Origin of the sequence: Pseudomonas sp. I8001 (genome assembly GCF_013385345.1) — a bacterium.
Lineage (GTDB): Bacteria > Pseudomonadota > Gammaproteobacteria > Pseudomonadales > Pseudomonadaceae > Aquipseudomonas.
This window is the reverse complement of sequence record NZ_JACAQC010000046.1, coordinates 59,249-80,108: the sequence shown is the minus strand read 5'-3', so window position 1 is coordinate 80,108 and position 20,860 is coordinate 59,249. Positions and strand designations below refer to the sequence as shown.

Here is a 20,860-nt window from a genome sequence, read left to right as displayed (position 1 = left end):
ATGCAAAGCAAAACCTTGACGGGCGGCCAGGCCCTGGTGCGATTGCTGGCCAACTATGGTGTCGACACGGTGTTCGGGATTCCCGGCGTGCACACGCTGGAGCTGTATCGCGGCTTGCCGGGCAGCGGTATTCGGCATGTGCTGACCCGCCACGAGCAGGGCGCCGGCTTTATGGCCGACGGTTATGCGCGGGTCAGCGGTAAGCCGGGGGTGTGTTTCATCATCACCGGGCCGGGGGTGACCAACGCCGCGACGGCGATCGGCCAGGCGTATGCCGACTCGATTCCGCTGCTGGTGATTTCCAGCGTCAACCACACCGCCAGCCTCGGCAAAGGCTGGGGCTGCCTGCATGAAACCCAGGACCAGCGGGCGATGACCGCGCCCATCACTGCGTTTTCGGCAGTAGCGTTGAGTGCCGAGGATTTGCCGGAGTTGATCGCGCGGGCCTACGCGGTGTTCGACAGTGAGCGACCGCGCCCGGTGCATATTTCGGTGCCGCTGGATGTACTGTCGGCGCCGATCAAACGGGACTGGAGCAATGAGGTGGTGCGCCGTCCCGGGCGTGGCTTGCCATCGGCTGAAAGCCTCGATCAGGCCGTGGCGAAACTGGCTGCGGCCAAGCGGCCAATGATCATTGCCGGTGGCGGCGCACTGTTGGCGGCCGAGGCCTTGCAGCGCTTGAGCACACAACTGGCGGCGCCGTTTTTCAGCAGTGTCGCCGGCAAGGGATTGTTGCCGGTGGAGCATCCGCTGAATGCCGGTTCGACCCTGTGTGTCGAGCCCGGCTGGCAGCTCATCGCCGAGGCGGATGTGGTGTTGGCCATCGGCACCGAAATGGCCGATACCGACTTCTGGCGTGAACGCCTGCCGATTAATGGCGAGCTGCTGCGGGTGGATATCGACCCGCGCAAGTTCAACGATTTCTATCCTTGCGCCGTCGCGTTGCACGGTGATGCCCAGCAAACGACGCTGGCTTTGCTGGAACGCTTGCCAGCCACGCCGCGCAACGCGGATGCCGCCACCGCTGCGGTCGCGACGTTACGCCAGGCAGTCAGCAGCGGCCATGGTCCGTTGCAACGGATTCACCAGGCGATTCTCGACCGCGTGGCCGCCGAGCTGCCGGCCAATGCCTTCATCAGCAGCGACATGACCCAGCTGGCCTACACCGGCAACTACGCCTTTCCCAGCAACGCCACCCGCAGTTGGCTGCATCCCACCGGCTACGGCACCCTGGGCTATGGCCTGCCGGCCGGTATCGGCGCCAAGTTCGGCGCACCGCAACGGCCCGGCCTGGTGCTGGTGGGCGACGGCGGCTTTCTCTACACCGCCCAGGAACTGGCCACGGCCGTGGAAGAACTGGACAGCCCGCTGGTGGTGTTGCTCTGGAACAACGACGCCCTGGGGCAGATTCGCGACGACATGCTGAACCTGGACATCGAACCCATCGGCGTACTGCCGCGCAACCCGGACTTCGCCGCCCTGGCGCGGGCGTTCGGCTGCACGGTCAGCGAGCCACAGAACCTGGATGAGCTGCAGACGGATTTGCGTAACGGTTTCAAGCGCAACGGCGTGACCTTGATCGAGTTGAAGCATGCCTGTGTGAACCTTTAGAGGAGCAACACCATGAGCGAAAACAACAACAAAATGACTCAAGCGATGCACCGGCGGGACTTCCTCAAGCACAGCGCCGTAGCCGGTGCCGTGGCCGCCGCGTTTTCCATGGGCCTGCCGCTGCAGGCCTTTGCCGAGGAGGCCACGCCCAAGCCGGGCGGCGTGCTGCGCATGGGCCTGGCCGGCGGCAGCACCACCGACTCCCGCGACCCGGGATCCTGGGTCGACACCTTCACCTTCGTCGGCTTTTCGGCGGTGTACAACACCCTCACGGAAATCGCGGTGGACGGCAGCGCTATCCCCGAATTGGCCGAAAGCTTCGAGTCGACGCCCGACGCGCGCACCTGGACCTTCAAGCTGCGCCAGGGCGTGACCTTCCATAACGGCAAAAGCCTGACCGCTGACGACGTGGTGGCCTCGATCAACCATCACCTGGCAGCCAACTCCACCTCGGCGGCCAAGACGGTGATCGGCGATGTGGCCAGTGTCAGCGCCAAGGGCAGCGATGCAGTGGTGTTCGAATTGCACTCGGGCAATGCCGATTTCGCCTATGTGGTCGCCGATTACCACCTGGTGATCATGCCCGCCAAGGACGGCGCCGCCGACTGGCAGGCCGGGATCGGCACCAGCGGTTATCGCCTGAAAAGCTTCGAGCCGGGCGTACGCATGGACCTGGAGCGCAACCCCGATTACTGGAAGCCGGGCAGGGCACACTTCGCCAGCGCCGAGCTGTTGGCGATTGCCGACGGCGCAGCGCGGGTCAATGCGCTGGTCACCGGGCAAGTCGACGTGATCAACAAGGTCGACCTGAAAACCGTGGCCCTGCTCAAGCGCAATCCCACGCTGGTCATCGAAGAAACCAAGGGCGCCCAGCACTACACCTTCCCGATGTTGTGCGACAGCAACGAGTTCAAGAACAACGACATCCGCATGGCGATGAAGCATGCGATCAACCGCGAAACCCTGCTGGCCTCGGTGCTGCATGGCTATGGCCTGGTGGGCAACGACCATCCGATCCAGCCGGGCAGCCGCTTCATCAACGCCGCCCTGGAGCAGCGCACCTACGACCCGGACAAGTCGCGGTTCTACCTGCGCAAGGCCGGTGTGGAGTCGCTGAAGGTGCGCCTGCAAGCTTCCGATGCCGCCTACACCGGCGCGGTGGATGCTTCGGTGCTGTTCAAGGAGCAGGCGCGCCAGGCCGGGATTGATATCGACGTGGTGCGCGAGCCGGCGGATGGCTATTTCTCCAATATCTGGATGAAGCAGCCGTTCACCACCTCGTTCTGGTACAGCAGCCTGACTGCCGACCGCATGTTCAGCATCGGCTACGCCAAGGGCGCGGCGTGGAACGAAACCCATTGGGATAACGACCGCTTCAACCAGTTGCTCAACGCAGCGCGAGGCGAGATGAACGCGCCGCTGCGCCAGGAGATGTACAACGAAATGCAGAGCCTGTGCCGGGACGACGGCGGTGCGATTGTGCCGTTGTTCGCCAGCTCCGTGGCGGCCCGCTCGAACCGCGTCAGCCATGGACCGCTGACGGCGCCGTATGGGGAACTGGATGGGTTGCGGTTGATCGAGCGGTGGTGGCAGGCGTGAAGATTTCAGATACGCCACAAATCAAATGTGGGAGCGGGCTTGCTCGCTGCCACATTGAACATTTGTCGCCTTCGAGAACATGCCCCACTCATGAGAACCGAACATGAATAGCCTATTCAAACTGGTACTCCAACGCCTCGCCCTTGGCCTGCTGTCGTTGTTCGCCGTCTCGGTGATCATCTTCCTGGCGGTCGGCATGCTCCCCGGTGATATCGCCCAGGCCATGCTCGGCCAGTCCGCCACGCCGGAAACCGTCGCCGCCTTTCGCGCCCAACTGGGCCTGGACCTGCCGCCCCTGAGCCGGTTCGTGCAATGGCTGCTGCGCCTCCTGCACGGCGACCTCGGCGCTTCCCTGGCCAACCAGCGGCCCATCGCCGAACTGATCGGCGCACGCCTGGGCAACACCTTGCGCCTCGCGGCACTGGCGGCGTTGGTCTCGGTGCCCCTGGCGCTGGTGCTGGGGATGCTCGCCGCGCTGTACCGCAACAGCTGGTTCGACCGCCTGCTCAACACCTCGGCCCTGAGTGCGGTGTCGTTCCCGGAGTTCTTCGTCGCCTACCTGCTGATCCTGGTGTTTTCGGTCAAGCTGGGCTGGTTTCCCAGCCTGTCCAACCTGGCGCCGGATGCCTCATTCGCCACCATTCTCGAACGTTCGGTGTTGCCGGTGGCCACCCTGAGCCTGGTGGTGATCGCGCAGATGATGCGCATGACCCGCGCCTCGCTGATCAACCTGCTGGCCAGCCCGTATATCGAAATGGCCCGGCTCAAGGGCATCAGCCAGTCGCGGATTATCTGGCGCCACGCACTGCCCAATGCCCTGGCGCCGATCGTCAACGTGATCGCGCTCAACCTCGCGTACCTGGTGGTGGGCGTAGTGGTGGTGGAGGTGGTGTTTGTCTACCCGGGCCTCGGCCAGTTGCTGGTGGACTCCGTGTCCAAGCGCGATATCCCGGTGGTGCAGGCGTGCAGCCTGATCTTTGCCGCCACCTACATCCTGCTCAATACCGGCGCCGATGTGCTGTCCATCGCCACCAACCCACGCCTGATGCATCCCAAGGGGTAGACCATGAGCCTTCTCACACAACTGGCCCGGGCGCCATTGAGCGCGAAGTTCGGCCTGCTGGTCATCGTGCTGTACGTGCTGGTGGCGTTGTTTGCACCGCTGCTCGCGCCCTATGGCGAAACCCAGGTGGTAGGCGACGGGTTTGCGCCCTGGAGCGGCCAATTCCTGCTGGGCACCGATAACCTCGGGCGGGACATGTTCAGCCGCCTGGTGTATGGCGCGCGCAACACCCTGGGCATCGCTTTTTTGACGACGGTGCTGGCGTTTTTGCTGGGCGGTTTGAGCGGCTTGATAGCCGCGATCAAGGGCGGGTGGGTCGACCAAGGATTGTCGCGGGTGGTGGATATCCTGATGGCGATCCCGCAACTGATCTTCGCCTTGCTGATCCTCAGCGTGGTGGGCACCAATGCCACCTCGCTGGTGCTGGTGATTGCACTGCTGGATTCGACCCGGGTGTTTCGCCTGTCCCGGGCCGTGGCGATGACCGTGGTGGTGCAGGACTTCGTCGAAGCCGCACGGCTGCGTGGGGAAGGGCTGTGGTGGCTGGTCACCCGCGAAGTGTTGCCCAATGCCGCGGCGCCATTGATTGCCGAGTTCGGCCTGCGGTTCTGTTTCGTGTTCCTGTTTATCAGCGCGCTGTCGTTCCTTGGCCTGGGCATTCAACCGCCCACCGCCGATTGGGGCAGCATGGTCCGCGACAATGCGGTGCTGATTACCTTCGGCGACATCAGCCCGTTGCTGCCGGCCCTGGCGGTGGCGTTGATCACCGTCAGCGTGAATTTTGTCGTCGACTGGATGCTGCATAAATCCAGCGGCCTGAAGGAGTGTTGAGGATGGACAAGCCACTGCTGGAAATCCGCAACCTGCAGATCGAAGGGCATTACGAGGATGCCTGGCATCCGCTGATCAAGGGCATCGACCTGACGTTGCAACGGGGCGAGGTGCTGGGGTTGATTGGCGAGTCCGGCGCGGGTAAATCAACGTTGGGCCTGGCGGCCATGGGTTTTGCCCGCGATGGTTGTCGCATCATCGGTGGCTCGGTGTGCTTTGACGGCATTCAACTGTTGCAGGCCAAACCCGAAGCCTTGCGCAAGCTGCGAGGACTGCGGATCGCCTACGTAGCGCAATCCGCTGCCGCGTCGTTCAACCCGGCCCATCGGCTGATTGACCAGCATGTGGAAACCGCCGTGATCAACGGTGGCATCAGCCGCGCCCAGGCTGAACGCGAGGCGGTGGAGTTGTACCGCGTGCTGCGCCTGCCCAATCCGGAAACCATCGGCCAGCGTTATCCGCATCAGGTCTCCGGCGGGCAACTGCAACGGGTGATGACCGCCATGGCGATGGCCTGTCACCCGGACCTGATCATCTTCGACGAACCCACCACCGCCCTCGACGTCACCACCCAGATCGAAGTGCTGGCGGCGATTCGCGATGCGGTGAAAACCTTCGGCAGTGCCGCGCTGTATATCAGCCATGACCTGGCGGTGGTCGCGCAGATGGCCGACCGCATCATGGTGCTGCGCCACGGCAAGCTGGTGGAGGAGGCCGAGACCCGCACCATGCTCAGCGCCCCGCAGCAGGACTACACCAAGTCCCTGTGGGCGGTGCGCAGCTTTCGCACCGAGCCCAAGGCCTGTCCCCAGCAGCAGATGCCGTTGCTGGAAGTGCGTCAGGTGTGCGCCAGCTACGGGCATCAGCCGGTGCTGCATGACGTGTCGATGAGCTTGCATCGCGGCCAGACGTTGGCGGTGATCGGTGAGTCCGGCAGCGGCAAAAGCTCCACCGCACGCTTGATTACCGGGTTGCTGCCGGCTACGGCGGGGCAGGTGCTGTATGACGGTGAAGCGTTGCCGGCGGACTTTCGTCGGCGCAGCAAGGAGCAGTTGCGACGGATCCAGATGATCTACCAGATCCCCGATACCGCGCTGAACCCGCGCCAGCGCATCGTCGACATCATTGGCCGGCCACTGACCTTCTACCTCGGCCTCAAGGGCAAGGCCATGCGCGCCCGAGTCGCCGAGTTGCTGGAGATGATCGAGCTGGACCCGGCCACCTTCATGGAGCGTCAGCCCCGTGAGCTGTCCGGCGGCCAGAAGCAACGTATCTGCATCGCTCGCGCCCTGGCGGCCGACCCACAATTGATCATCTGCGACGAAGTGACCTCGGCCCTGGATCAGTTAGTGGCCGAGGGCGTGCTGAAACTGCTCAACCGTATTCAGCAGCAGTTGGGCGTGGCCTACCTGTTTATCACCCATGACGTGGCCACGGTGCGCGCCATCGCCGACGAAGTGGTGGTGATGCAGCGGGGTAGGGTGGTGGACCAGGGCAGCCGCAGCGCGATCTTCACCCCGCCGTATCAGGACTACACCGGCTTGCTGTTTTCATCGGAGCCGGAAATGGACCCCGACTGGCTCGACCATTTGCTGGCCAAACGGGCCGCGCTTACTTCTTGAGGAGTTTTTATGAAGGTGTTGATTGTCCACGCCCATCCCGAGCCGCAGTCGTTTACCGCGGCCTTGCGTGACCAGGCCACGGCTACCCTGCAAGCGCAGGGGCATGAGGTGCAGGTCAGTGATTTGTACGCGATGAACTGGAATCCCGTAGCCAGCGCCTCGGACTTCACCTCGCGGGAGAACCCCGACTACCTGGTGTATGCCCTGGAGCAGCGCCTGGGGGTGAAAAGCCAATCCATCGCGGCGGATATCCGGCAGGAGTTGGACAAGCTGCTGTGGGCCGATCTGCTGATCCTCAACTTCCCGATCTTCTGGTTCTCGGCGCCCGCGATGCTCAAGGGCTGGATTGACCGGGTGCTGGTGTCGGGCGTGTGCTACGGCGGCAAGCGGTTTTATGATCAGGGCGGGCTCGCCGGCAAGAAAGCGCTGGTCACGGTGACCCTTGGCGGGCGCGAGCATATGTTTGGCGAGGGTGCGATTCACGGGCCGTTGGAGGACATGCTGCGGCCGATCCTGCGTGGCACGCTGGCGTATGTCGGGTTTGAGGTGCTGGAGCCGTTTGTGGCGTGGCATGTGCCGTATATCAGCGCCGAGGCCCGGCAGACTTTCCTGCACAGTTACCAGCAGCGATTGGAAGGGCTGGCGGATGACCAGCCGTTGGTGTTTCCGAAGTTGGCGCAGTTTGATGAGGCTCTTTATCCACTTTAGTCAAGTGAATGAAGATCCAGTGTGGGAGCGGGCTTGCTCGCGAAAGCGGTGTGCCAGTTGATGCATGTGCTGGCTGAACCACCGCATTCGCGAGCAAGCCCGCTCCCACATTTGATCTTCATTGTCAGGCGCGATTGTGTACCCGCAACCGCTCGGCAGCGCTGCGCAGCAGCTGTTCCGTGCCGTCCCAGCCCAGGCAGCCATCGGTGATCGACACGCCGTATTTCATCGACGGGCTCAATGGCTGGCAGCCTTCGAACAGGTGGCTCTCGATCATCATGCCGATCAGCGAGGTGTCGCCCTGCAGGCGCTGCTCCAGCACGTCGTTGAACACCGCCGGTTGGCGCAGCGGGTCTTTGCCGCTGTTGGCGTGGCTGCAGTCGACCATGATCCGCGGCGCGACTTTGCTCTTGGCAAGGTCGGCGTGAACCTGGGCCACGCTCTGGCGATCGTAGTTCGGCCCACGATGGCCGCCGCGCAACACGAGGTGAGTGTCGGGGTTGCCCGGGGTCTGGATGATCGCCGGATGGCCCTGGCTGTCGACACCGAAGTGACGGTGCGGGTGAGCGGCGGAGCGCATGGCGTCACAGGCGATGGCCACGCCGCCGTCGGTGCCGTTCTTGAAGCCGACGGGCATGCCGAGGCCGCTGGCCATTTCGCGGTGGATCTGCGATTCGGTGGTGCGCGCGCCAATGGCGACCCAGCTCAGCAGGTCATCGAAGTAGCCGGCAGCCATCGGTTGCAGCAGCTCGGTGGCCACCGGCAGGCCCAGGCGCAGCATTTCACGCATCAGTTCCCGGGACAGGGTCAGGCCGGCGGCCATGTCATCACTGCCATCCAGGCGCGGGTCGTACGCCAGGCCTTTCCAGCCGATGGTGGTGCGGGGTTTTTCGACGTAGGCGCGGATCACCAGCAGCATCTGGTCACTGACTTCATGGGCCAGTTTTTTCAGGTTGCGCGCGTATTCCATGGCCGATTCCGGGTCGTGGATCGAGCACGGGCCGACAATCACCAGCAGGCGTGAGTCTTCACCCTTGAGGATGGCGCGCACGGCTTGGCGATGGGCGTGGATCTGTTCGTTGAGGAATGGGCTCAGGGGCAGTTGGTGCTTGAGCTCAAGGGCACTGGGCAAACGCTGGGTCAGCGCTTCATTGGCGCAGGACAGGGTGGAAACAGGCAGAGCGGCGATCGAGGCGTTCATATTCGGGCTTCCTGGGCAAGCGGCGGGCTGTTCCCGCACGCTCTGCCCTACTGGGGTGTTCGACAATTGGCCGTATTGGCTACGTGTGTTGGCTTGCCACCAATAGGTGACCGATCGGAGGCGGCAGGCTGTCCCGAACGGAGCTTGCTAAATCGCCAGGCGGTGGAGGTGTCGTAGCGGTAATAGGTGGCGTAGTTCATGGCGTGAGTCCTTTAAGTGTTCGGTGTGTGGCAAAAATAATAAGGGCTGAAAAAACAAAACCCCCGGTCGGGGAGCCGACCGGGGGTTAGATTTCTCTGGTAGGCGACCCCTTGAGTAGTGGGCGCCGATTTCAGGTATCAGGCGCGCCAGTGGCTAAACCAATACCCAAAATAAAAGCTGACCAGTGCGCTCAAACCGCTCACGCGGGCAGCCACGACCGAGCGCTGGGCGCTGGCAGCAGGGCAAACCTGGGTGTGGGTGAGTTGCAACATGGTGTGTCTCCAAATGATGGGGGGAGCTTAACTGAGGCGAGCGGGTGGATTCAATCAGTAATTTCTATTGAGGTTGGGTACTTACGGCTATGACCCAAGTGTCGATATGCTGCACGGAGTTCACGATGATTGCCTGGATGCGACCATGATTGCCTTCACGATTGCTGCTGCCCAATCCATCTCCATTGCCGGCGACGTGCCCGGAAATATCGCGCGTCACTTGGCATTCATGCGCACGGCGGCAGAGCATGGTGTGCAATTGCTGGTGTTTCCGGAACTGTCGCTGACGGGGTACGAACCAGCGTTGGCCGCCGAATTGGCGATTGCGCCTGACGATGAAGTAGTGGCGCCGCTGCGGGAGATGGCCCGTGAGTTGCGCATCACCGCCGTGGTGGGCATGCCGATTCGCCTGGGGGCCGGCAGTGAGGTGTTGATCGGCGCGCTGGTGCTGGGGCCGGATGGTTCGGTGGCGGTCTATACCAAGCAGCATCTGCATCCCGGTGAAGAAGCGGCCTTTGCTGCAGGGCAGGGCGGGGCCGCCCTTGAATGGGGTAACGACCGGATTGCCCTGGCGGTATGTGCAGACTTCTCCCACCCCAGCCACCCACGGCAGGCAGCCGAAGCCGGGGCGAATATCTACGTTGCGGGTGTGCTGATCAGCGAAGGTGGCTACGCTCCCGATACGACGTTGCTACAAGGCTACGCCGCCGAGCACCAAATGCTGGTGCTGATGGCCAATCACGGTGGCCCGACCGGTGGCTGGACCTGCGCCGGACGCAGTGCGATCTGGGGCGCTGACGGCACTTTGATCGCAGTCGCCCCTGGTGTGGGCGATTCGTTGGTGATTGCACGTCGCAGCAGCGCTGGCCAATGGCGCGGGGAACAGGTGGCGATTTAGGAGGCGCAGGCACATGGCGTTTCAACTACAGGCTGCAACCAGCCAGCACCTGGCCTTCGCCCGAACCCTGACCCATCAGGCCATGGGCAACTATTATCGCCAATACGACTTGTCCTGGTCCGATGCCGGGTTCGATAGCGCCTGGGCGGGTCGGGAAAACTGGTTGATCTGTCGCGATACCCAGGTGCTGGGTTTCATCAGTCTGAGTCGTGACCCCAAAGCGTTGTATATCCGCGAATTGCACATCCTTGAGGCGTTTCGTCATCAAGGGGCTGGCGGCTGGGTTATCGAGCAGATGGTGTACAAGGCGCGCGCGGAAGGGCTGGGTCTTTTACGGTTGACCGTTTTCAAGACCAACCCGGCGCGACGGCTGTATCAACGCAAGGGCCTGGAAATCGTAGATGCGGAGGATTGCTTCTGGCGCATGGAGCGCAATTGCCGGCCGTGATCAGGTGTGAGTACTGCCAATTTTGGGAAAACAGGCACTTGGTTTTAATAAGCGCATACTGACTTCAAGAAATGACTTCCTGATCTTGCCTTACGGTTTCGTCCTCAACCGGGATGATCCCGTCCTTCATGCCTAACAGGACCGCGACCTTGTGGGCTTCTCCCCGCCGTCCCTTTTTGCGCCCAGCGAGCACTTGATAAGTGGTTGCCGGGTCCACGCCATGTTCCCGGGCGAACGCTTGAACAGACTTACCTTGATGTTCCAGCCAAGCCTTGGCTTGTGCAGCAGTGCGAATACCGGGCATAGTTCAAAACCGTTCAAGTTTGTGTAAAACGAGATGAGTGTGTCACCTCTTGGGGTGTGCCAAATAGGATCATACATCCAAATGAGTGGAATCGGTTTCCGGTTAAGGCAAGAAAGAGAGCGACTTGGCCTGTCGCAGAAAACTTTTGGTGAAATAGGAGGTGTAGAAGCTAACGCACAGGGGAAATACGAAAATGGCGGCCGTGCGCCCAAGGCCGATTACTTGTCCCGCGTGGCAGAAAAAGGTGTCGATATCCTGTACGTGTTGACCGGCACGCCGACGCCGACCCAACTGGAAAATCTGAGCCAAATCGAAGAAAAAGTGCTGGGCAACTACCGTGCGATGTTCAAGGAAGACCAGGATGCAATCCATCGCCTGACCTCTACCCTGGCCGAGCATTCACTCTCCACCAATGGAAAAAACCGGTCATCGGCCCCGGATTCCTGACCTTTTACCCAGGAAATTGAGCCGCCCGCCACTCGGCGGCGGCCGGTTGTGCATTGAAACTCTATATATATGACGCTTGCAGCTAGGTCTGCGCCGTGGTTTTTTGCTAAGGTGTTCAGCAACCTATAAGACCATATCGCGAGGTGTCTGCTTGATTAGGGTGCTAGTAGTCGATGACCATGATCTCGTTCGTACAGGCATTACACGAATGCTGGCTGACATCGATGGCCTGCAAGTAGTCGGCCAGGCCGAGTCAGGGGAGGAATCCCTGATCAAGGCCCGGGAGTTGAAGCCCGATGTGGTTTTGATGGACGTCAAGATGCCTGGGATCGGCGGTCTTGGCGCCACTACAAAGTTGTTGCGCAGCCATCCGGATATCAAAGTCGTGGTAGTGACCGTGTGTGAGGAAGATCCTTTTCCTACACGGCTGCTACAAGCGGGCGCGGCTGGCTATCTGACAAAAGGCGCGGGATTGGCGGAAATGGTCCAGGCCATTCGCCTGGTATTTGCCGGCCAACGCTACATCAGCCCGCAGATTGCCCAGCAGCTGGCGATCAAGTCGTTCCAGCCCACCAGCGACTCGCCGTTCGATGCGCTGTCGGAGCGCGAAATCCAGATCGCCCTGATGATTGTCGGCTGTCAGAAAGTCCAGTCGATCTCCGACAAGCTGTGCCTGTCGCCGAAAACCGTGAACACCTACCGTTATCGGATTTTCGAAAAGCTTTCCATCAGCAGTGATGTTGAATTGACCCTGCTGGCGGTACGCCACGGCATGGTAGACGCCAGCGCCTGAAATGACAGCTCCTGAAATAAAGGTCCAATTCGATCCGAGTGCGTTCCTTGCAACCTGCAGTGGCCGTCCCGGCGTGTATCGCATGTTCGACAGCGAAGCGCGCCTGCTCTACGTCGGTAAAGCCAAGAACCTGAAGAGCCGCCTGGCGAGTTACTTCCGCAAGACCGGCCTGGCAACGAAGACGGCGGCACTGGTGGCGCGTATCGCCCAGGTGGAAACCACCATCACCGCCAACGAAACCGAGGCGCTGCTGCTTGAGCAGACGCTGATCAAGGAATGGCGGCCGCCCTACAACATCCTGCTGCGTGACGATAAGTCCTACCCGTACGTGTTTCTCTCGGACGGCGACTTTCCGCGTCTGAGCATCCATCGCGGCGCCAAGAAGCAGAAGGGCAAGTACTTCGGGCCTTACCCCAGCGCCGGCGCCATCCGCGAAAGCCTGAGCCTGCTGCAAAAGGCGTTTTTCGTGCGCCAGTGCGAAGACAGTTTCTACAAGAACCGCAACCGCCCGTGCCTGCAGTACCAGATCAAGCGCTGCAAGGCGCCGTGCGTGGGCCTGGTTGAGCCTGCGGAATATGCCGAGGACGTGCGTCACTCGGTGATGTTCCTCGAAGGCCGCAGCAATGCCCTGGCCGATGAGCTGTCCGGCGCCATGGAGCAAGCGGCCAGCACCCTGGATTTCGAGCGCGCCGCAGAGCTACGCGACCAGATCTCCCTGCTGCGTCGCGTGCAGGACCAGCAGAGCATGGAGGGCGGCACCGGTGACGTCGACGTCATCGCCGCCTTCGTCAACCCGGGCGGCGCCTGTGTGCACCTGATCAGCGTGCGCGGCGGCCGGGTGCTGGGCAGCAAGAACTTCTTCCCCCAGACCGGTATAGAAGAGGAGGTCGCCGAAGTCATGGCGGCGTTCCTCGGCCAATACTACGTCAGCAGCCCCGAGCGCGACCTACCGAGCGAACTGATCGTCAACGTGGTGCACGAGGACTTCCCGGCGCTGATCGAAGCGATTCACGAACTGCGTGGCCGCGAGCTGGACATCAGCCACCGCGTGCGCGGCACCCGTGCGCGCTGGCAGCAGTTGGCCGTGACCAACGCCGAACAGGCCCTGGGCGCACGCCTGGCCAACCGCCAGCACGTCGCCGCGCGGTTTGACGCCCTGGCCGAAGTCCTCAAGCTCGACGAGCCGCCCCAGCGCCTGGAGTGCTACGACATCAGCCACTCCAGCGGCGAGGCCACCGTGGCTTCCTGCGTGGTGTTCGGGCCGGAAGGGCCGATCAAGTCCGATTACCGGCGCTACAACATCGAAGGCGTCACCCCGGGCGATGACTATGCCGCCATGCACCAGGCCCTGACCCGCCGCTTCAGCAAACTGAAGGACGGCGAGGGCAAGCTGCCGGACATCCTGCTGGTGGACGGCGGCAAGGGCCAACTGTCCATGGCCCGCGACGTGCTCAACGAACTGGCGGTGCCCGACCTGATCCTGCTCGGCGTGGCCAAGGGTGCCACCCGCAAGGCCGGTTTTGAAACCTTGTACTTGAATGATGCAGCCCATGAGTTCACCTTGAAGGGCGACTCCCCGGCGCTGCACCTTATCCAGCAGATCCGCGACGAAGCCCACCGTTTCGCCATCACCGGCCACCGTGCCCGACGTGGCAAAACCCGGCGTACCTCAACCCTGGAAGGGGTGGCAGGGGTCGGGCCGACACGGCGGCGGGACTTGTTAAAACATTTTGGTGGCTTGCAGGAGCTGTCCCGTGCCAGCATCGAAGAAATAGCCAAAGCTCCCGGTATCAGTAAAAAGCTCGCAGAGTTGATTTATGCAAATCTGCACAGCGAGTAGAATGCCTTCTCACCTCGTAGCCAGTTGTGCCGATGAATATCCCTAATCTGATCACCGTACTACGCGTCCTGCTCATACCGATTTTCATATTGCTGTTTTACCTGCCGTACGAATGGAGCTACATGGCATCCAGTTCGGTGTTTGCCTTTGCAGCCGCCACCGACTGGCTGGACGGTTACCTGGCCCGTCGCCTGGAGCAGAGCACGCCGTTTGGCGCGTTCCTGGACCCGGTGGCCGACAAACTGATGGTAGCGGTCGCCCTGGTGCTGCTGGTGCAGGAACACGGCAACCTCTGGCTGACGTTGCCGGCGGCCGTGATCATCGGTCGCGAGATCGTGGTCTCCGCCCTGCGGGAGTGGATGGCCGAAATCGGCGCCCGAGCCCACGTGGCCGTGTCCAACATGGGCAAATGGAAAACCGCGGCGCAGATGCTTGCCCTGGTGATCCTGCTGGCCAACCCGTCGGATTTCTCCTTCTGGGTATTGCTGGGCTACGCCTTGCTGCTGATCGCCGCGGGCCTGACCTTGTGGTCCATGCTGCAATATTTGCGCGCCGCCTGGCCGCATCTGCGCACCGAGGTTGAAAAGAAATAAAACTTTTTTGAATCAAGGGGTTGACGGGTGATGAGGATTCTATAGAATGCGCATCACCAAGACGCGGGAATAGCTCAGTTGGTAGAGCACGACCTTGCCAAGGTCGGGGTCGCGAGTTCGAGTCTCGTTTCCCGCTCCAATTATTGTTCTACAGGTTTCTATTGAAGTCTGCAGAAACTGAAAAAAGAGGCTTCGGCCTCTTTTTTAGTTCCAGTAAGCTCCACTCGAAAACACTACCATCCACGTTTTCTTAGTACATTTTTTAGTACATTAATCCGGCGCTTGGTAGATCACTTTTTCGTGGGACTCGCCTCTCTGGAAACCGTACAAATCTCCTCCATCCAAACGAGACGGAGATTGTACGATGGCTCTCACCGATACCTCGGTCCGACACGCCAAACCCCGTGCCAAGGACTACACCCTTCCTGATTACAGCGGCCTCGCTCTTTTCGTGAGTACGAAAGGCGCCAAGTGCTGGCACTTCCGCTTTTCCTGGGCGGATAATCAACCCCGTATTTCTCTCGGTACCTATCCTGAAATTAGCTTACGAGATGCTCGCGCTCTGCGTGATGTTGCGAGGGCACTGGTCGCTAGGGGCATCGATCCGCGTGTCCATCGGCAGCTGGAGCGTAATGCCAGGCGCCTGGCTACGGAAAACGCCTAGAAAGCGGTTGTTCAGCATTGAAAGTGGTACGCAAAGTTGAACATCGTGTTTCTGGTCGTGGGTCTCGATAGTCCGGTCGGACCCAGAACCTCCCGCTTCAATTGGCCGCCGAGTCGGCTGACAGCGAGGGCGCTCAGGTTGAGATGTAGAGGGGGCGTCTTACCTTCGCTGTTCATGGCCGGTTAAGCCTTTAGGCCAGGTCGGTGATCAGTCGTTGGGCAGGTGCAGCTGCACTTCCATGGCGTCATGAAGAAGTCGGACGACCTCGATCACGTCGTCGTTTGCCACACGATAGAACACGATATGGCGTGGGCTGTTGACCGTCCCATGGGGGTGTTTGGCCTGCTGGCGTGAATAGATGAGGTGATAGCTGCGAAGGCCCGGCGCAAGCTCATCGCGGTCGTGGCTGCCAATGCGATAAGGCGTGTCGGCAATCGCTTGCAGCGCAGCGAGGATCAGTGCCTGGTAGCGCTGGCGTGCTCGATCGCCGAACTGCGCCTGGGAGAGCCTGAGGATGTCGACAATGTCGGCGCGCGCCGCGTTGGAAATCCGATACTGCGGCATGCTCAGTGTTTTTCCCTCGCGGGGAGGGTGGCTTCCAGGCTCAACCCCTCGAGGTAGTGCTCCAGATCCCCTTCGTTCAACTGCGTCAAGCGCCCGTGCTCAAGGTCCATGATGCCGATCGAGGTCGCCTGACGCAGGGCCTCAATTTTGGCGGTGTCTTCGGCGACGCGTTGCTCCAATAGCCGCAAACCTTCTCGCATCACTTCGCTGGCATTCTGATAGCGGCCGGACTGAACCAGTTCATGGATAACCTGTTCCTGGTGAGGGGTGAGCACAACGTTTCGCGTCGCCATAATTAGCTCCAGCTCTGGGCAAACAGGTTCTTTCGACCATTGGCATATTATGCCATTTTACCAAGGTACACATAGCTTGAGAGCTGTATCTGACGAACTGGGTCGCACGGGGTCATCCTTCGCGCCGAACAGCGCGTGCTGGCTCGGAACTGTATGCGCACAAAGTCCAAAAAGGCTGTTGCAGGCGAGACGTCGGGGACGGCTTGATTAGTGTGGGCCTTGGCCTTTCAGTTTGGCCAGGCCTTGTTTGATGTGTCCGGCGTTCTCTCCGATTGTTTGAAGTGCACCGCGTACATTGTCGCCAGTGTCTGTCGCGCCGTGGCGCTCAGCCCTCAGGGTTAATTCCATCACGGCCGCCTCTAAGGCGAGCTGGTTTGGGTACAGGCGCTCAAGGACATCAGATAGTGAATGCGTGCAGCGCCATCAAACATCGGGCAGGGCGACCTATTCCTTCGATAGGTGCCTAAGTACGACTGCAGGCTGCTCCGCCGGTCACCGCGCGCTGTGACGAGGGATAAGATACCGGTGGGATTATGGATTCACTGCCGGGAGATTCTGTGGTGTTTGTAGGGAATGGCGCTAAAAGATGTAGCCCTTCCCTCTAACTTGTTGAAGATCGATCCGTCCGAATTTCAGCGTTTCAAAGCTTGCTCTTTGTAGCAAAATGTCGGATATTGTCATTTCGCCCTCAAAACGTGGGCTTTTTTTTGCATGTAATGACTTCATTTTGACTTCAAAATGAAGTCATTGAGGCGCGAGCATTCAGGAGAATGTGTTATGGCGAGAATAAATATCCGCGAGCTACCAGATCACATCCACCAGGCGATTAGTGAATCCGCCATCAAAAACAATCGATCCACTGAAGGTGAAGTTCGTTCGATACTGCAAAGCTACGTATCGAGCTTAGAAGCTAAACCGGCGGTGGCCGAAACCTACCGCCAGTCTTGGCAGAAGGGTTTTGGGTATCGCCTGGATCAGCTGTTCGCTTGCGTGCGCAGAGATCAAGTTTTTCCGATCACGGAGCCTCAAAGCATTGCTGACATAGCACGAGCTATTGGCGAAGAATCGCCTGCGAATTTGCTGGACTGCTTGGACGGCCTTAGCTCGCCGACCTTTGACATGTTGGATCGGATAATTGGTTGGTCCGGCGGGTCCCACCGTTGGTTGCTGAGTGGTATGGGCACGGTCTTTCCTGTCGAAAACATCGGCAACAAATATCAAGATTTTTTCCTGTATGACCGGCACAGCAAGAACGTTACCTTCCACCTATTACGCATCTGCGGAGGGCGTTCTGATGGGATGATTTTGTGCGTTCGGCACGACATCGCAAAAAAAATCTACGCCAGCGGCTACATATACGAACACTTTATGCTTAAGGAGGGAATGGGGTCAGGGGGGAGCGGCAATCTCAACAGGTTTATTCGCTTTCTGAAAACGAACTGTGGCAACCGCGCTCTGAAAGCTTATAACTACGAAGAAACCGAGATGAATACGCAGCAAGGGGCTCATCATCCTCTGCATTACATACGCTTAGCTAGCCAGGCTGATTGGTTGCGCAAGCTATTTAGCGGGGAAGATCCTGCTAATTGGCTGGCTGGATATTCGCCTCTGTGGACGGATATGGATGAGCTACCGTTTGGCAATGGCGAGGCGGAGTGAGATCGGGTGGTAGCAACCCATTCTGACGTATCGTCTTGGCACTACAAGCGCGATCACCCTTAATGTGCTGCTCTGTGCTCGCAAACCCTGAGCCACCTTCCTGACCATCAAAGAGGTTCAGATTTGGCTAGGCTCCCATATGAGATTGATATCCAGATCAGTGTCGATTCTATCAATGCTGAGATATTTGAAGTCTTACATGATGCGAAGGTGCTTGCCCGGCGTTACTACCGGTGAACGGGCAAGCCGTTGGGCATCACTGGTGATGTAGCTGAATTCGAATCGGCTCCAAAGCTTGGCTTGGATCTGCACTGCGCCAGAAAGGCTGGCTACGACGCTGCCGAAATCAGAAATGGCTGCCCTACACATATCCAGATCAAAGGCCGGTGCGTGGTGAACCCGACCAAGATAGTCGGCCGATTAGGCTCGATTGATTTGGCGCATCCCTTCGACGTGGTGCTGTTAGTGTTGCTTGACTCTGATTTCAACGCTTTTGCTATGTGCGAGGCCAGTCGTGATCCGGTGGTCACCGCCCTGACGAAGCCGGGTTCAAAAGCTCGCAATGAACGGGGTTGTTAGGGATCCGGTAGTTCATGGCGATCAGTTCGCAGCGCTGGCTGCGTCCGTAGTGGACTACCTGCCCAGCTAGGGATGAACCTGGAACCGTGTAGAAACCACTCAGGAGGAAAATATGAGCGTCGAGAAACAATGGGAGAATCTATTGACGCCTGCAGTGATGCAGGAGCGAATGATCGCTGTCTCGCTCTACATAACGGCCTATGAAATGCTTAAAGAGTCCATCATTGGTCGTTTAAAAGATTTCTACTGCATCGGCTTTGATGCCTATGGTACAACCACCTCACCAGATTACGATCTAAAAGTACTTAGTCTTCATAAAAGGAAAAGTCCTCTTTACGCATCATTATTATGGTTAACGAATATAGGGGCAATTGATCAGGAGGATAATGAAGTGTTAGAGCAACTTAAGGAGCTACGCAATTCATTAGCGCATGAAATGCCTGAAATTGTTCTCGCTGGAAAGGACCTTGCACTTACGGAGAAAATGCAAGACGTCATGAATTTGATCCGCAAGGTTGAGGTTTGGTGGATCGTTAACGTCGAACTCGAAACTGACCCCGATTATGATGGACGAGACGTCAATCCTGATGAAATCACGCCGGGCCCTATTCTCATGATGCAGATTATGATGATGGTGCTCTCAGGAGATGAAAAATTGAAAGAGCACTACAATGACAATAAACCAACTTCATCGGAGCTGTAGTCAAGCTTTTAGACTTTATAATTGGCTTCTGCTGACCTAATCAATATTACGGCCCGGGGCAGCAACGGGGGTTCTGAGCGTTTATCGGTACCCGCAGTTCACGTGGCATTATCAATATGCTCCGACAGTGGCCCGTGCTACCAGCGAATCCCAGGTATCACCCGGCACTTTCCTGGAAATACGATGACTTTCTTTCGTCCGTAACGTTCTGGAGCAAGGCTTCAATGGGCGAAAATGTGCACTCAAAGTGACCTTCGTTCAGTCTGAAGTTGGACGCCCTGATTCCCGCCCAGAAAAGTGCCAGGTCCTTATCGCCAGTGCAGAGCAGAATCTTTTCGTCCGGGAACATGGCAAAGAGATGCATCAGTAGCTCAAGGGAGCGCAGGTCGGCAAGTGCGTTGTAGGCATGCTCTAACGAATAATTGCGCTCGTTCATTTTCAGCAATCCCTTCGCCGGGCTCTTTCCGTTGGGTACGCATACCGCGCTAAGGGCCGCAAGAACCACGAGTGAGCGCCTGGGGACGCCGCACTCGTCAGCGATCTTCAGTACCTCATCCCATATCTGGCCAACACGTCGGGCAGCCACCGGCGCTCGCAACATTGGGGCAAGACGAATCAGGAATTCCTGCTTGCGTGCCATGCCAGCTTGCGTGTCGTTCATGATACCAATTGCACCCCGCAGCCCGCCGCGTCCTGAAGGAACCAGTTCGGCCAGCGGCAAGGCCGCCCTAATCATGGCGCAGGCAATATCAAACTGTTGCTCGATAACCTCAGGAGATGGATTGCTTCGAACGTTTCCTTCAAGGGCAAAGAGCAACGGGTTGATGCGAACGGTGTGATCTGCAAACAAGTCGAGGAAATCTCTATCGTCTTCGTTCGTTTTTGCACCGTCCCGGAATCGGCCACTCAACTCACTGAAGGTACATCTATCGGGCATGACTACCATGTTGTCTTGGAGGGCCATTCCCGACGGAAGCCAGCCGTCTTGCACTAAGCCAATGGTGCGAGACGAGTAGGGGCTTTCCAGCGAAGTGTTGACGGAGGCCACATCCTCAGGCGACACACCTTCGAGATCGCTCTCAACAACGCGTGCATTCGTCCATCTCAGTGGGATGTTGATCGGGGTGTTGAGCTTGTGATCGATGAGGTCTGCATACTTCAATCCGTGGAACTCGACGCCAACGAACGTTGCGCCGCGTCCAGTAGGAGCGCCTGCGCTGTCGTACTCTTCGAACCTTAGAGCTCGCTCTCCGGGAGCAGTGACTCTTCTGGAAGTTTGAACATGCTCGGAAAGAGCAGCAGATGGGGACGTCATATGGATTTTCCCTCAGGATGTAGTACAGACGAATCAACTGGGCTGCCCTTATCTCTTGGGCCATGGCGACCGGGTGAGAGCACAGGTTGGGAGGCTATCGCAGCCCGCAATTCTTCCACCGAATAAGGAGGGTTCCTTCTATGTACGACGTGATGGCACGTCGCACAGAGAGGTATTAAATCCCTGACTGGGTTGACCTCATAGGATTCACCGATCGCTGACAACGGCGTTAGATGGTGGACGTGAATAAGGTCGGCACCGAGCGGGCCATATTTCGCCTCGTATACTAAGCCGCAAGCTTGGCACTTCGCTCCATAGTGCTCAATGCAGTGTATTCGAGCTTCTTCATTACGTTCGTAACGCGTCAGCGTGAGTTGTCTGGCTGCTCCCTCTACCAGTTTCGAATCTGATTCAGCCTGAGCTAACGGTTGATTCTGGATAAAGCTAGGAGGGAGTACGCCAAGTACGAATTCGCCCGCCACGCCTGTTACGTTCGCCTCCCAAGCGCCCCATTCCCCAATAGTCAGACTCGATTGAGGAGGGTTTTTGTGAAGGCGAGACCTCATCTCCCCAGTAGTCGTGTCGCACCACATCTCTTGCATGTCGGTGTTGCGATCATGGATATACCAGGCGGGCCACTCGCCAAGTTGCC

General features: G+C 59.2%; 22 protein-coding genes and 1 tRNA gene. 17 read left to right on the top strand and 6 right to left on the bottom strand.

The features are described from left to right. From HX839_RS26565 to HX839_RS26540, 6 genes are all read left to right on the top strand, one after another. Positions 1 to 1,611: a 5-guanidino-2-oxopentanoate decarboxylase gene (locus HX839_RS26565; RefSeq protein ID WP_177067960.1), complete on the top strand. Its 1,611-nt coding sequence runs from the start codon at positions 1 to 3 to the stop codon at positions 1,609 to 1,611. A 12-nt stretch (positions 1,612 to 1,623) separates the two neighbouring features. Then, on the top strand, positions 1,624 to 3,210 hold the full coding sequence (locus HX839_RS26560; protein ID WP_087694882.1) for an ABC transporter substrate-binding protein: 1,587 nt from the start codon (positions 1,624 to 1,626) through the stop codon (positions 3,208 to 3,210). Positions 3,211 to 3,313: 103 nt separating this feature from the next. Next, positions 3,314 to 4,273 (top strand): ABC transporter permease, encoded by a 960-nt coding sequence (locus HX839_RS26555; RefSeq protein WP_003208950.1) that lies wholly within the window; start codon positions 3,314 to 3,316, stop codon positions 4,271 to 4,273. Between the two features lie 3 nt (positions 4,274 to 4,276). Next, the gene (locus HX839_RS26550) at positions 4,277 to 5,104 is read left to right on the top strand and encodes an ABC transporter permease (RefSeq protein WP_087694880.1); all 828 of its coding nucleotides are present in this window, start codon (positions 4,277 to 4,279) and stop codon (positions 5,102 to 5,104) included. 2 nt (positions 5,105 to 5,106) lie between these two features. Next, positions 5,107 to 6,726, top strand: a complete 1,620-nt coding sequence (locus tag HX839_RS26545) for an ABC transporter ATP-binding protein (RefSeq protein ID WP_177067959.1) — start codon at positions 5,107 to 5,109, stop codon at positions 6,724 to 6,726. 9 nt (positions 6,727 to 6,735) lie between these two features. Next, positions 6,736 to 7,434 (top strand): NAD(P)H-dependent oxidoreductase, encoded by a 699-nt coding sequence (locus HX839_RS26540; RefSeq protein WP_177067958.1) that lies wholly within the window; start codon positions 6,736 to 6,738, stop codon positions 7,432 to 7,434. Between the two features lie 124 nt (positions 7,435 to 7,558). Here HX839_RS26540 and HX839_RS26535 read toward each other — a convergent pair whose 3' ends face one another. After that, complete coding sequence (locus tag HX839_RS26535; RefSeq protein ID WP_003208943.1) at positions 7,559 to 8,635, bottom strand: 3-deoxy-7-phosphoheptulonate synthase; 1,077 nt, start codon at positions 8,633 to 8,635, stop codon at positions 7,559 to 7,561. A 618-nt stretch (positions 8,636 to 9,253) separates the two neighbouring features. Between HX839_RS26535 and HX839_RS26530 the strand changes: the two genes are divergently transcribed. Continuing rightward, positions 9,254 to 10,006, top strand: a complete 753-nt coding sequence (locus HX839_RS26530; protein WP_177067957.1) for a carbon-nitrogen hydrolase family protein — start codon at positions 9,254 to 9,256, stop codon at positions 10,004 to 10,006. Positions 10,007 to 10,019: 13 nt separating this feature from the next. Next, the gene (locus HX839_RS26525) at positions 10,020 to 10,454 is read left to right on the top strand and encodes a GNAT family N-acetyltransferase (protein WP_087694876.1); all 435 of its coding nucleotides are present in this window, start codon (positions 10,020 to 10,022) and stop codon (positions 10,452 to 10,454) included. A 64-nt stretch (positions 10,455 to 10,518) separates the two neighbouring features. Here the strand turns inward: HX839_RS26525 and HX839_RS26520 are convergent, their stop codons facing one another. Then, on the bottom strand, positions 10,519 to 10,758 hold the full coding sequence (locus HX839_RS26520) for a DNA-binding protein (protein ID WP_003208935.1): 240 nt from the start codon (positions 10,756 to 10,758) through the stop codon (positions 10,519 to 10,521). Positions 10,759 to 10,839: 81 nt separating this feature from the next. On the opposite strand from HX839_RS26520, the gene HX839_RS26515 reads away from it, so the two are divergent. The 6 genes from HX839_RS26515 (at position 10,840) to HX839_RS26490 (ending at position 15,095) form a co-directional block, all read left to right on the top strand. Then, positions 10,840 to 11,205 (top strand): helix-turn-helix domain-containing protein, encoded by a 366-nt coding sequence (locus tag HX839_RS26515; RefSeq protein ID WP_023658724.1) that lies wholly within the window; start codon positions 10,840 to 10,842, stop codon positions 11,203 to 11,205. A 151-nt stretch (positions 11,206 to 11,356) separates the two neighbouring features. Further along, the gene (gene uvrY / locus HX839_RS26510) at positions 11,357 to 11,998 is read left to right on the top strand and encodes a UvrY/SirA/GacA family response regulator transcription factor (protein ID WP_008436066.1); all 642 of its coding nucleotides are present in this window, start codon (positions 11,357 to 11,359) and stop codon (positions 11,996 to 11,998) included. A 1-nt stretch (position 11,999) separates the two neighbouring features. Further along, positions 12,000 to 13,838, top strand: coding sequence for an excinuclease ABC subunit UvrC (gene uvrC / locus HX839_RS26505; RefSeq protein ID WP_218173688.1), 1,839 nt, complete (start codon positions 12,000 to 12,002; stop codon positions 13,836 to 13,838). 32 nt (positions 13,839 to 13,870) lie between these two features. After that, a complete protein-coding gene (pgsA, locus tag HX839_RS26500) occupies positions 13,871 to 14,431 on the top strand; it encodes a CDP-diacylglycerol--glycerol-3-phosphate 3-phosphatidyltransferase (protein ID WP_003208929.1) in 561 nt (186 codons plus the stop codon). A gap of 63 nt (positions 14,432 to 14,494) precedes the next feature. Beyond that, positions 14,495 to 14,570: transfer RNA gene (locus HX839_RS26495), tRNA-Gly, on the top strand. 225 nt (positions 14,571 to 14,795) lie between these two features. After that, the gene (locus HX839_RS26490) at positions 14,796 to 15,095 is read left to right on the top strand and encodes an Arm DNA-binding domain-containing protein (protein ID WP_078732538.1); all 300 of its coding nucleotides are present in this window, start codon (positions 14,796 to 14,798) and stop codon (positions 15,093 to 15,095) included. Positions 15,096 to 15,302: 207 nt separating this feature from the next. Here HX839_RS26490 and HX839_RS26485 read toward each other — a convergent pair whose 3' ends face one another. Together HX839_RS26485 and HX839_RS26480 are read right to left on the bottom strand one after the other, a co-directional pair. Beyond that, on the bottom strand, positions 15,303 to 15,659 hold the full coding sequence (locus HX839_RS26485; protein WP_177067956.1) for a type II toxin-antitoxin system RelE/ParE family toxin: 357 nt from the start codon (positions 15,657 to 15,659) through the stop codon (positions 15,303 to 15,305). A gap of 2 nt (positions 15,660 to 15,661) precedes the next feature. Next, positions 15,662 to 15,952, bottom strand: coding sequence for a type II toxin-antitoxin system ParD family antitoxin (locus tag HX839_RS26480; RefSeq protein WP_177067955.1), 291 nt, complete (start codon positions 15,950 to 15,952; stop codon positions 15,662 to 15,664). 777 nt (positions 15,953 to 16,729) lie between these two features. Between HX839_RS26480 and HX839_RS26475 the strand changes: the two genes are divergently transcribed. The 3 genes from HX839_RS26475 to HX839_RS26465 all read left to right on the top strand — a co-directional run bounded on the left by HX839_RS26475 (position 16,730) and on the right by HX839_RS26465 (position 18,893). Further along, a complete protein-coding gene (locus tag HX839_RS26475) occupies positions 16,730 to 17,611 on the top strand; it encodes a hypothetical protein (protein ID WP_078732540.1) in 882 nt (293 codons plus the stop codon). A gap of 249 nt (positions 17,612 to 17,860) precedes the next feature. Then, entirely contained in the window at positions 17,861 to 18,190 is a 330-nt protein-coding gene (locus tag HX839_RS26470; RefSeq protein WP_256344765.1) for a hypothetical protein, read from the top strand. A 112-nt stretch (positions 18,191 to 18,302) separates the two neighbouring features. Continuing rightward, on the top strand, positions 18,303 to 18,893 hold the full coding sequence (locus tag HX839_RS26465) for a hypothetical protein (protein WP_177067954.1): 591 nt from the start codon (positions 18,303 to 18,305) through the stop codon (positions 18,891 to 18,893). 157 nt (positions 18,894 to 19,050) lie between these two features. On the opposite strand, the gene HX839_RS26460 is transcribed toward HX839_RS26465, so the two are convergent. Both HX839_RS26460 and HX839_RS31705 read right to left on the bottom strand, forming a co-directional pair. Beyond that, the gene (locus tag HX839_RS26460; protein WP_177067953.1) at positions 19,051 to 20,208 is read right to left on the bottom strand and encodes a hypothetical protein; all 1,158 of its coding nucleotides are present in this window, start codon (positions 20,206 to 20,208) and stop codon (positions 19,051 to 19,053) included. Beyond that, positions 20,205 to 20,774 (bottom strand): HNH endonuclease, encoded by a 570-nt coding sequence (locus tag HX839_RS31705; protein WP_256344766.1) that lies wholly within the window; start codon positions 20,772 to 20,774, stop codon positions 20,205 to 20,207. Before HX839_RS31705 ends, HX839_RS26460 begins: the two co-directional genes overlap by 4 nt. Positions 20,775 to 20,860: the final 86 nt, after the last annotated feature.

Coding starts and splice junctions, on each gene's coding strand:
- HX839_RS26565 (WP_177067960.1), top strand. CDS start 1: ATGCAAAGCAAAACCTTGACGGGCGGCCAGGCCCTGGTGCGATTGCTG.
- HX839_RS26560 (WP_087694882.1), top strand. CDS start 1,624: ATGAGCGAAAACAACAACAAAATGACTCAAGCGATGCACCGGCGGGAC.
- HX839_RS26555 (WP_003208950.1), top strand. CDS start 3,314: ATGAATAGCCTATTCAAACTGGTACTCCAACGCCTCGCCCTTGGCCTG.
- HX839_RS26550 (WP_087694880.1), top strand. CDS start 4,277: ATGAGCCTTCTCACACAACTGGCCCGGGCGCCATTGAGCGCGAAGTTC.
- HX839_RS26545 (WP_177067959.1), top strand. CDS start 5,107: ATGGACAAGCCACTGCTGGAAATCCGCAACCTGCAGATCGAAGGGCAT.
- HX839_RS26540 (WP_177067958.1), top strand. CDS start 6,736: ATGAAGGTGTTGATTGTCCACGCCCATCCCGAGCCGCAGTCGTTTACC.
- HX839_RS26535 (WP_003208943.1), bottom strand. CDS start 8,635: ATGAACGCCTCGATCGCCGCTCTGCCTGTTTCCACCCTGTCCTGCGCC.
- HX839_RS26530 (WP_177067957.1), top strand. CDS start 9,254: ATGATTGCCTTCACGATTGCTGCTGCCCAATCCATCTCCATTGCCGGC.
- HX839_RS26525 (WP_087694876.1), top strand. CDS start 10,020: ATGGCGTTTCAACTACAGGCTGCAACCAGCCAGCACCTGGCCTTCGCC.
- HX839_RS26520 (WP_003208935.1), bottom strand. CDS start 10,758: ATGCCCGGTATTCGCACTGCTGCACAAGCCAAGGCTTGGCTGGAACAT.
- HX839_RS26515 (WP_023658724.1), top strand. CDS start 10,840: ATGAGTGGAATCGGTTTCCGGTTAAGGCAAGAAAGAGAGCGACTTGGC.
- uvrC (WP_218173688.1), top strand. CDS start 12,000: ATGACAGCTCCTGAAATAAAGGTCCAATTCGATCCGAGTGCGTTCCTT.
- pgsA (WP_003208929.1), top strand. CDS start 13,871: ATGAATATCCCTAATCTGATCACCGTACTACGCGTCCTGCTCATACCG.
- HX839_RS26490 (WP_078732538.1), top strand. CDS start 14,796: ATGGCTCTCACCGATACCTCGGTCCGACACGCCAAACCCCGTGCCAAG.
- HX839_RS26485 (WP_177067956.1), bottom strand. CDS start 15,659: ATGCCGCAGTATCGGATTTCCAACGCGGCGCGCGCCGACATTGTCGAC.
- HX839_RS26480 (WP_177067955.1), bottom strand. CDS start 15,952: ATGGCGACGCGAAACGTTGTGCTCACCCCTCACCAGGAACAGGTTATC.
- HX839_RS26475 (WP_078732540.1), top strand. CDS start 16,730: ATGGCGAGAATAAATATCCGCGAGCTACCAGATCACATCCACCAGGCG.
- HX839_RS26465 (WP_177067954.1), top strand. CDS start 18,303: ATGAGCGTCGAGAAACAATGGGAGAATCTATTGACGCCTGCAGTGATG.
- HX839_RS26460 (WP_177067953.1), bottom strand. CDS start 20,208: ATGACGTCCCCATCTGCTGCTCTTTCCGAGCATGTTCAAACTTCCAGA.
- HX839_RS31705 (WP_256344766.1), bottom strand. CDS start 20,774: ATGAGGTCTCGCCTTCACAAAAACCCTCCTCAATCGAGTCTGACTATT.